Annotated in this window: 8 protein-coding genes; all 8 read right to left on the bottom strand. The window is 69.9% G+C overall.

What is annotated here, in order from left to right; all coding sequences use genetic code 11:
- Window positions 1–56: 56 nt before the first annotated feature.
- On the bottom strand, window positions 57–560 hold the full coding sequence (locus VFE05_14560; GenBank protein HET6231291.1) for a roadblock/LC7 domain-containing protein: 504 nt from the start codon (window positions 558–560) through the stop codon (window positions 57–59).
- Window positions 560–877, bottom strand: coding sequence for a hypothetical protein (locus VFE05_14565; protein HET6231292.1), 318 nt, complete (start codon window positions 875–877; stop codon window positions 560–562). The genes VFE05_14560 and VFE05_14565 overlap by 1 nt, the downstream gene beginning before the upstream one ends.
- A gap of 113 nt (window positions 878–990) precedes the next feature.
- Window positions 991–1,578: a recombination mediator RecR gene (recR, locus tag VFE05_14570; protein HET6231293.1), complete on the bottom strand. Its 588-nt coding sequence runs from the start codon at window positions 1,576–1,578 to the stop codon at window positions 991–993.
- Window positions 1,579–1,584: 6 nt separating this feature from the next.
- Window positions 1,585–1,908, bottom strand: coding sequence for a YbaB/EbfC family nucleoid-associated protein (locus VFE05_14575; protein HET6231294.1), 324 nt, complete (start codon window positions 1,906–1,908; stop codon window positions 1,585–1,587).
- Window positions 1,909–2,011: 103 nt separating this feature from the next.
- Window positions 2,012–4,528, bottom strand: coding sequence for a DNA polymerase III subunit gamma/tau (dnaX, locus tag VFE05_14580; protein HET6231295.1), 2,517 nt, complete (start codon window positions 4,526–4,528; stop codon window positions 2,012–2,014).
- 76 nt (window positions 4,529–4,604) lie between these two features.
- Window positions 4,605–4,859: a DUF2442 domain-containing protein gene (locus VFE05_14585; protein ID HET6231296.1), complete on the bottom strand. Its 255-nt coding sequence runs from the start codon at window positions 4,857–4,859 to the stop codon at window positions 4,605–4,607.
- Between the two features lie 748 nt (window positions 4,860–5,607).
- On the bottom strand, window positions 5,608–6,684 hold the full coding sequence (locus VFE05_14590) for a hypothetical protein (protein ID HET6231297.1): 1,077 nt from the start codon (window positions 6,682–6,684) through the stop codon (window positions 5,608–5,610).
- Between the two features lie 93 nt (window positions 6,685–6,777).
- Window positions 6,778–7,497: NAD(+) synthase (gene nadE / locus VFE05_14595; GenBank protein ID HET6231298.1), on the bottom strand; the 720-nt coding region annotated here is incomplete at its 5' end.

Consider the following 7,497-nt stretch of genomic DNA (forward strand, 5'->3'; position numbering starts at 1 on the left):
AGCTTGCAGTTGATCTCGCGCGAGGCGTAGTTGATCATCGACATGGCGCGCCTCCCTCAGAGATCGCCGAAGAGACGATCGATCTCGTCTTCGGCCTCGTCGACGAAGCCCGCCTCCACCACCCGCGACGGAGCCTGGCTGGCCGCGCTGCGGCCGAACATCTCGTGGAAGATCTCGCTCAGCTCGCGGACCACGCCCTTCACCTTGATGCGGATCATTCCCAGCGTCGTGCGGTTGTCGAAGAGGACCACCAGGATCACCCGCTTGGCCACGTCGGCCAGGTACATCGACTCCTTCTCGCCCTGGTGGAAGAGCGACGAGAACTCGTTCTCGCCGATCATGGCGGCAAGCTGGTCGTTGGCCGAGAAGTCGGCGGCGGCCAGCGAGGCGAAGGCGGTCGAGTCGAACTCGGGCTTCTCGCCGGCGCTGGTCACCAGCTGCCCGGTGCGGTCGATGAGCAGCGTGCAGCGGGCGCTGGAGTCGAAGAGGAACGCCTGCAGCAGCTTGTCGATGCGGTTGAAGTCACGCTCCTCGAACGACCAGCTGGAGCTGCCCGCCATCAGGCGACCTCCGTGGGGGCCGCGGCGCGGGCGGCCATGGTGCCCTCCAGGCGCGCGAGCACGGCCATGGCGCGCTTGCGCAGCATGGGGCGGCGCTCCCACGCCAGGAAGTCGCGCAGCACGATGGCGGTCTCCACGCTGGCAGGGCCCCCGCCCAGGTACTCCAGGGCGGCCAGGCGCCGCAGCGGGTGCGGGCTGAACAGGTCGCGCCGGCTGCGCGAGATCTGGTCGCGGACCAGGAACACACCCAGCGCGGCGACGGCGCCTACGGCCAGGAGCGTGATTGCGGTGGTGCGTACGATGCGCTTCGAATCCATGACGTCCGCTGAGCCTCGACTGGGGTGCCGCCCCGGGTGGCGGGCCGCCGACAAGGTAACGTGCGCGAGGGGAAAAAGAAAATGCCGCCCGTGCGGCATCTCCCGTGGTGTTCCTACAGCTCGCGCCGGCCGTTCAGCGCCTCGGCAATTGTCACGCCGTCGGCATACTCCAGGTCGCCGCCCACCGGCAGCCCTCGCGCGATGCGGGTGACGCGCACCCCCAGCGGCGCGAGCAGCGCGTGCAGGTACATGGCCGTGGCCTCGCCCTCCACGCTGGGGTTGGTGGCGAGCACCACCTCGCGCACGGCGCCCTCGCCGATGCGGGCCAGCAGCGGCGCCACCGTAAGCTCCGACGGGCCGATGCCGTCCAGCGGCGAGAGGCGCCCTCCAAGGACGTGGTAGAGCCCGCGGAACTCGCCCGTGCGCTCGATCGCCATCACGTCCGAGGCTTCCTCGACCACGCAGACGAGCGAGACTTCGCGCCGCGGGCTGGTGCAGATGGCGCAGGGGCTGTGCTCGGTGAGGTTGCCGCAGCGCTCGCACGCGCGCACGCGCTCGCGCACCGCCAGGATAGCGCGCGAGAGGCGCTGCGCCTCTTCGGGCGGGGCCTTGAGAAGATGAAAGGTGAGCCGGAGCGCCGTCTTCCGCCCGATGCCGGGCAGGCGCGCCAGCTCACCCGTGAGCTCGTCGATGACGGACAACCGGCGCTACAGCTCGGGGAAGGGGAACGGCATGGGCATCCCGCCCGACAGCTTGCGCATCTCGTCTTCGTAGAGCTGCTGCGCGCGGGTCTGCGCCTCGGAGACGGCGGCGAGGACCAGGTCCTCCAGCATCTCCACGTCGCCCGCGGCGACCACCGACGGGTCGATCTTGAGCGAGCGGATCTTGCCGCGGCCGTCCGCGGTGGCGGTCACCATGCCGCCGCCGCTGGAAACCGAGACGGTCTTCTGGCCGAGCTCGGTCTGCATCTGGGAAAGACGGGCCTGCACCTGCTGGCCCATCTGCAAAAGCTGCTGGAGGTTGTTCGTCATTTCTCCGTACCGCCGCCGTGTCTGGAATGGCGCGAAATCTAGGAACCCGCTCTCGGCGCCCGCAAGGGACGCGCCCCGTTGCCCGAGGCCGGCGGACGGGCCGTCAGTCCACCAGCTCCAAGCCCCACTCTGATACAGCCGCCTTCAGGAGCGGTTCCCCCTCCGTGAGGCGGGAGAGCCTTGCGCCGCGCGCACTTTCGGCGGTGATGCGGTGTGCGGAAGGGTCGTTCGTCACGGCGTCGCCCGCGGCGAACTCGATGCGGACCGCACGGCCCAGGCGCTTGCCCAACGCCTCCTCCAGCGGGCGGCGCGACGCGGGCTGCGCCATGCGCTCCAGAACGGGCGACCCCGGCCCGACCTCCACGCGCACCTTGCCGCCCTGCGGGACGAGCTTGCCCGCGAGCAGCATGAACTTCATCCCGCCCGGCACGCCGTCGCCGTCCTGCAGCACGTTCTTCCAGGCCCGCAGCAGCCGCGCCCCGTCGATGGGCGAGCCGTCGTCCGCCGGGAGCGGCGCGGATGCGCTCGCCGGCGCCTCGCGCGCAACCGAGGCCGGCGATGCCGCAGGGCTGCCGTACACGACCGGCGGGCGCTCGTCTGCCGATGGGCTCGACGGCACCTCGCGCGGAGGTTCGGCCAGGCGCTCGGCGACGACGGCGTGCTGCCGCGGCGCGGGCGGCGCCTCGTCTGGCGAGAAGGGCGAGTCTCCGTACGGATCGTCCGAGTACGACGCAGGGGCGATCCGCGGCGCGTCCTCCGGCTCACGCGAGCTGGTCTGCGCGGCTCCGTATGCTCCCGTGCGCGGGGGCGCTTCCGCGGACCCGCGCGTGCTCGTCCGCGACGGCGCGTCGGCCGAGCCGTAGACGATCTCGCGCGCCGGAGCCTGCGCCGGCGCCAGAGCTTCCGGCGGGGCAATCAGGGAAGATGCGGGAGATGCGCCTGCATCCGCCGACTTCGTCACGGCCGAGACTTCTGCAGCATCTTCCGAAGATGGGCTCGCATCCGCCGACCGGGTCGCCGCCGACGCATCTACCGCATCTACCGAAGATGCAGCCGGAGCCGCCGACCGCGCGACCGTCGACGCATCTACAGCATCCCCCGAGGGCGCCTGCGCATCACGCGAGACGATCGGGGTGACGGAAGATGCCGCAGGCTGCGCATCATCCACCTGATCCCCCGCCGTAGATGCGGGAGCGACATCCCAATGCCGCTCGCGCCCGTTCAGGGCGGACGGAGTCGCATCTGCCGACGCTCGTCCGGGCTCGGCCACCGCGGCAGGGGAGACGGGCACGACAGGCGCGGGCGATGGAGACGCGGCCGCGGGGCGCGCCAGCGAGGGCGCGGAGGTGGACTGCGGCGCGGCGGAGGTCTGGCGGACGACCGTGGCGTCAGGCGCCTGCGGCCGCCCGCCCCACGCGTTTCCCGGTGAGCCCCCGCCACCGTTCCCCGCCCCGCCGCCCAGCGCGGCCAGCACGTCCTCCAGCGCCACCGTGCTCTCCAGGAACGCGAAGCGCAACAGCAGGATCTCGATGAGGATGCGCTGCTCGCCGCTCTTCCGGAACCGCCCGTCGGCGTCCATCTCGGCCACCTGCGAGAGCATCCGCAGCAGGTCGCCGGCGGAGAAACGGCCCGCCAGCGTGCCCACGCCAGCGCGCAGGTCCTCGCGCACGCCGTCGGACTGGCCGCCGTCGAGCTTCACCATCAGCAGCGCGCGGAGGAAGTCCGCCAGGCCGCGGTAGAACTCGGTGAGGTCGTAGCCCTCGTCCAGCAGCTTGGCGACGAAGCGGAACACGTCGGCGGAGCGCCGCTCGGCCAGGATCTCGAACAGCTCCAGGTACACTTCGGTCCCGACGAGGCCCAGCACCCGCCGCACGTCGGCCGCGGTGGGCGTGCCCTCGGTGAACGAGAGCACCTGGTCCAGCAGCGACAGCCCGTCGCGCATGCCCCCGTCGGCCTTGTGGGCGATGGGGAGCAGCACGTCGTCGCCCGCCGTGATGCCCTCGGCCTCCAGCACGGTCCGCAGCCGCGCGACGAGATCGGCCGTGGCGATACGGTGGAAGTCGAAGCGCTGGCAGCGCGAGAGGATGGGCGGGGCCGCCTGCTGGATCTTCTGCGCCTCGGTGGTGGCGAAGACGAAGATCACGCGTGGCGGCGGCTCTTCGAGGATCTTGAGGAGCGCGTTCCACGCCTCGCGCGTGAGCATGTGCGCCTCGTCGATGATGTAGACCTTGTAGCGGTCCTCTTCCGACGGGGAGTACATGGCACGCTCGCGCAGGTCGCGGGCGTCGTCCACGCCGCGGTTGCTGGCTGCGTCGATCTCCACCACGTCCAGCGACGTGCGCCCCGCCCAGATGCGCGTGCACGAGTCGCACACGCCGCACGGCTCGCCCTCGGGCGAGCGGTCGGGGCAGTTGAGCGCCATGGCCAGCACGCGTGCCAGCGTGGTCTTGCCCACGCCGCGCGGCCCGCAGAACAGGTAGGCGTGCGCCACGCGTCCGCGCTGCACGGCGGAGCGGAGCGTCTCGGAGACGTGCGCCTGCGTTGCCACTTCGCTGAAGCGGCGCGGGCGATAGGTGCGGGCGAGGGCGGTACGCGACACGGCGGCCTGGGCTTCGGGCACTGCGGAGGATTGGGTTACGGGGACAATATAGCCGCGGGGGGAAGGGGGCTCAACGGCGGTGATGGGAGGTGCGGGCTCACGCCACCCGCTCTACCTCCCGGCCGATGCGAAAGAGGAATTCCGGTGCGAAATCGGCGCCGTTCGGCCATTCGACGGTACCGGTTTCCTCGTTCACGCTCATCAGGGCGAACATCTCCGGCGAGCGGAGCGGCTCGAACACCTCACCGTGCATCTCCGTCGAGAGATCGACCTCCTTGGCAACCCCGTTATCGAATTCGACCCAGAGACGATGGTCGTCCAGCACGCGGGCACGGCTCACGTGAAGAAACATCGTAGAGGTCCTGGAAAACGGGAGAGCGTCCGGAGATACGCCTGGCGGGTAAACCCGCGGCTACAAAGGCACAAAGCCCACCTGCGTGGGCTGCGGCCGGCAAATCATCACGCGTTGCGGGTCGATGCTCCGCTGGAGTGGTGGAGAGAGGAGCGTCCGTCTCGGTCCTCTCCAAAGCCGCGCTCAATCGTCCGGAGTTGTGATGCTCTTCCTGGTTGTGGATGTAGGCTGCGACTTTAGGCACGCCCGGTTTGGAGACCGTAAACGCGCCGTAGCTGCCCTGCCATTTGAAGAAGCCCGAGTACGAACGCCGGTGCGTCACCATGTGTGACGTCGCGCCCTTCAGCCGTCCCACCAACTCGGAGACGCTGATCGTAGTAGGCAGATGGATGAGCATGTGAACATGATCCGCGATTCCGCCTATCGCCACCGGCTCTGCGCCGAGTCCGGATGCCTGCGCGTGGAGCGCCGCATATACCTCCCCCCGCAGCTCGCCCGCGATCAGCGGCAGCCGATCCCACGTCGCCCATACGAGGTGAACGTACAGCTCCGTACAAGGTGATCTCATGAATCGATGGGTGAGAACCGAGAAGATCCCGCGGAAGCAGCCCACGAAGGTGGGCTTCGTGCCGTTGTAGCCGCGGGTTCACCCGCCAGGCGTTCCTTCGGCTGGCGTACCCTCCCGGACGCGGCTCCGCCCAATCTCGCGTTTTCACAACCATCCCACCCAACCTCACCCTGCCCAACCTCAAACCACTCCCGCCAACCACCCCTCGACCGGATCCGTCGATTTCGCGACGCGCATGCCCGCAGCCGCGAAGCGGGCGAGGGCGGCTTCGGCGTCGGGGGTGTAGTCGGCGAGGAAGGCGCCGGGGTTGAGGGGGTCAGGGACGGTTACCGCGGACATGCAGTCTTGGAGGATCACGACCTTGCGGACGAGCGATTCGTCGACGTCGCGGACCTCGTTGAGCAGGTCTTCGATGGTGCTCTTCACGCAGTGGCTGGCGGCCTGGCCGGCGACGACGACCAAGTCGGCCTCCAGCAGCGTCTTGATGAAGTCGGCGTTGCGGGCGGCGAGCGCGCCGCCGTCGAAGCGCGTCAGGACTTCGGGGGAGAGGACGGAGTAGTTCTCGGTGAGGGGGTGGCCGCCCTTGATCTCCACGCCGTTGCGGGCGGAGCGCGCGAACGCGTGGAAGAGCCGCGCCTCGTGAATCACACCGGCGAGCGGGTGCCCGTCGCTACCCGCGAGGCAGTGCAGCGGCCACAGGTAGAGCCGGTACTTTCCCTCGCGCTCCAGCTCCTCGCAGTAGAACTCCGCCTGGCGCCGCAGCCACTCGTAATCCCCGCCGCTGACCCACGCCGAGATCGCCGGATTGGGCAGCGCCTCGCCCGCGCGCACCTGCTCGGCGGTGACGTCGCGGTAGGGCTGGAGCGGCTTGCCGTCCGCATCGACCCAGAACGACGGGAAGAAGATCTGGAACGGGAAGTGAGTGTCCATGGTGCACGTGATCTCGCTGATCGCGCCCGCGTTTCGGTAGATGAACCGCGCGATGCGGTCGCTGTCGTCCATCGCCCCCGTGCCGCTGCGGCCGCCGACGTAGAGAGAGCCGCGCGGGAAGCAGAAGTCCTTCTGCACGTCCACCAAGACGAGGTGCACCTTCAGCGCGTCGTCCGACGCGGGGCGGAGGCCGTGCGCGCGGCGGAAGTCGTTCGCGGCCTCGAACACCGCCTGCTGGTTGGGCGCGTAATCCCACTCGCGGGCCTGCTTCGAGTCGTAGAAGGCGGGAACGGGCGTCTCCCGCCCGTGCGCGGAACCGGTCGGCATATCGGCATCTCCCGTGTCGGAAGAGGTTCGTCTTGGTGCGGATGCGGAGAGGGCGCCGCTCGTGATGAGCCGGCGCCCTCTCGCACGTCGTCGTCAGTCCTTCCGGCCCGCGGCCACGTAGGCCCGCAGCTCGGCGAGCTCGCGTTCGAAGCCTCCGGAGAGGATGGGGAAGCGGAACCACGTCTTGGGGTCCAGGTTCTCGTCGTCCACGTGGAACGACGGGGCGTAGCGCTCGCGCTTCCACTGGTTGCGGCACCACAGCTTGAAGAAGCGCTCCACCCACTCGCCGAGCTGCGCATCGCCGTACTCGGGGAAGCGCACGCGCACCTGGCGGAACACCTCCACCGGCGCCTGGCGGTCGCGGATCGCCTCCTTCTCGATGGCGTCCAGCAGCGGATACGGCATCAGGTCCGCCTCGTCCGTCTGCGCCGCTTCCTGCGGCCGAAGCTCCGCCGTGGGCGCCTGGACGTTCACGGCGGAGAGCTCGGGGATGGGGCCCAGGCCGTCGGGCCCGTCGGTCTCCATCCACCGCAGCCACTTGCGGAGGAACGCCTTGTCGATGCCGGCGATGGGGCTGAGGCCGCCGGACGTGTCACCGTCCATCGTCGCGTAGCCGACCGCGGCCTCAGAACGGTTGCTGGTGGAGAGGAGCAGCGCGCCGCGCAGGTTCGCCAGCATCCAGATGCCGGGTGAGCGGACGCGCGCCTGGATGTTCTGGAGCGCGATGTCGTCCGTCTCCCACGCCAGCTCGCGGCCGATGGCGTCCTGCACGGCGGTCACGTAGCCGCGCACGAGCGGGTCGACGTCCATCTC

It is taken from the genome of Longimicrobiaceae bacterium, from assembly GCA_035696245.1.
GTDB lineage: Bacteria > Gemmatimonadota > Gemmatimonadetes > Longimicrobiales > Longimicrobiaceae > DASRQW01.

Bases quoted from the DNA above. Each gene is read 5' to 3' on its own strand.
- VFE05_14560 (HET6231291.1), bottom strand. From the start codon at position 560: ATGGCGGGCAGCTCCAGCTGGTCGTTCGAGGAGCGTGACTTCAACCGC.
- VFE05_14585 (HET6231296.1), bottom strand. From the start codon at position 4,859: ATGTTTCTTCACGTGAGCCGTGCCCGCGTGCTGGACGACCATCGTCTC.
- VFE05_14590 (HET6231297.1), bottom strand. From the start codon at position 6,684: ATGCCGACCGGTTCCGCGCACGGGCGGGAGACGCCCGTTCCCGCCTTC.
- VFE05_14565 (HET6231292.1), bottom strand. From the start codon at position 877: ATGGATTCGAAGCGCATCGTACGCACCACCGCAATCACGCTCCTGGCC.
- VFE05_14575 (HET6231294.1), bottom strand. From the start codon at position 1,908: ATGACGAACAACCTCCAGCAGCTTTTGCAGATGGGCCAGCAGGTGCAG.